The 1,589-nt window shown below is 54.4% G+C and carries 2 protein-coding genes; both read right to left on the minus strand.

Annotated elements, in window-relative coordinates; translation table 11 throughout:
• Positions 1-2: 2 nt before the first annotated feature.
• Complete coding sequence (locus tag RCF13_RS25175) at positions 3-764, minus strand: ABC transporter ATP-binding protein (protein ID WP_308141638.1); 762 nt, start codon at positions 762-764, stop codon at positions 3-5.
• Positions 761-1,589: iron ABC transporter permease (locus RCF13_RS25180; RefSeq protein ID WP_308141639.1), on the minus strand; the 829-nt coding region annotated here is incomplete at its 5' end. The genes RCF13_RS25180 and RCF13_RS25175, both read right to left, overlap by 4 nt.

Genomic DNA, 1,589 nt, shown 5'->3' on the forward strand with positions numbered 1-1,589 from the left:
TTTTATCTGAGGTAGTGAATATGAGGGCGTTCGCTATATGGAGAAGGTTCTACACGCGCATCAATCGAGAAGAATTGTTTAAGGATGCTCTCGGTGATTACTTCTTCCGGTGTGCCCCAGGCTACGATCTTTCCTGATGCCATAACGATTAATTCGTCGCAAAACATGGCTGCATGATTGAGGTCATGCAGCGCAATTATGCTTGTGATCGGCAGCGCGGAAACCAGTTTCAACAAGCTCATCTGGTGGTGTACATCCAGATGATTGGTCGGTTCGTCAAGAATAAGCTCTTTTGGCGTCTGCGCCAGGGCTCTCGCTATGTGCGCACGTTGCTTCTCTCCACCTGACAGGCTTTGCCACTGATCGTTTTTCTTGGTTATCATTCCCGTGCGTTCAATCGCGTTTTGTACCGCTGTCTCGTCAGCGCTTGTCCAGCCAGAGAACATTGATTTATGCGGAAAGCGCCCAAGTCTTACGACGTCCATTACTTTAAGATTGGCATTTGTCGTCGCGTGCTGCTCGACAAAAGCCACACGTTGCGCGACGCTGCGCCGGGCAACCGAATTGATATCCTTTTCGTCAAGCAGGACGCGTCCGGAACAGGGGCGTTTCAATCCGGCGATCAGGCGCAGTAACGATGTTTTTCCGGAACCGTTTGGTCCCAGAAGCCCCAGCATTCTCCCAGGCTTCGCTTCGAAAGACACATCGTCGATTACGGTCTTTTTGCCGATTTTCCAGACAAGATTTTCGGCTCTGATCGTCATGATGGGCGCTGAAACCGGTAAAGAATAATTGAGAAGAATGGTACGCCCACAAGTGCAGTCACCACACCGATGGGCAGGACTTGTTGGGGTATCAGTGCGCGCGAAGCGATATCGGCCAGCACCATGAATATCGCGCCGATAATGGCGCATGCAGGCAACAATCTTACGTGTAGCGGTCCGACTATGAAGCGTGCAGCATGCGGGACGACGAGCCCGACGAAGCCTATGGAACCGACCATGCTGACAATGGTGGCGGTCATCATTGCGGTGAGTGCAAAGAGGAAAATGCGCGCGTGGCCGACATTCACGCCGAGCGAGGAGGCGGCCTCATCCCCGAAAGCAAATGCATCCAGAACATGGGCATAGAGAAGACAGGCGATAAGACCGAAGGTGATGACCACCGACACCAGCATAAATTCTGGCCACCGAACGCCACCGAAGCTGCCAAGGAGCCAGAACATCACGTCACGAGCCTGCTGTGCATTGCCGGATGTGGTGACGATGTACGAGGTTGCAGCGTTGAAAAGCTGCGATGCAGCGACGCCCGCCAGAATGGTACGATCCGCGCCGCCGCGCGTACCATTTGAGAGAAGGGCAACGAAGAAAAAGGCCGAAAACGCGCCAACGAATGCGCCTGCCGACAAGGAAACAGCGCCAGCGCCTATGCCAAGAATTACAACCGTTACAGCGCCCGTAGACGCTCCCGCGGAAATGCCCAGAACGTACGGCTCCGCCAGGGGATTACGCAAAAGCGACTGCATGATCGCGCCGGAAAGAGCGAGGCCTGCGCCGCAAAATGCTGCTACCAATGCGCGGCTGAGACGG

Origin of the sequence: Stenotrophomonas maltophilia group sp. RNC7 (assembly GCF_030910085.1) — a bacterium.
Lineage (GTDB): Bacteria > Pseudomonadota > Gammaproteobacteria > Xanthomonadales > Xanthomonadaceae > Stenotrophomonas > Stenotrophomonas sepilia.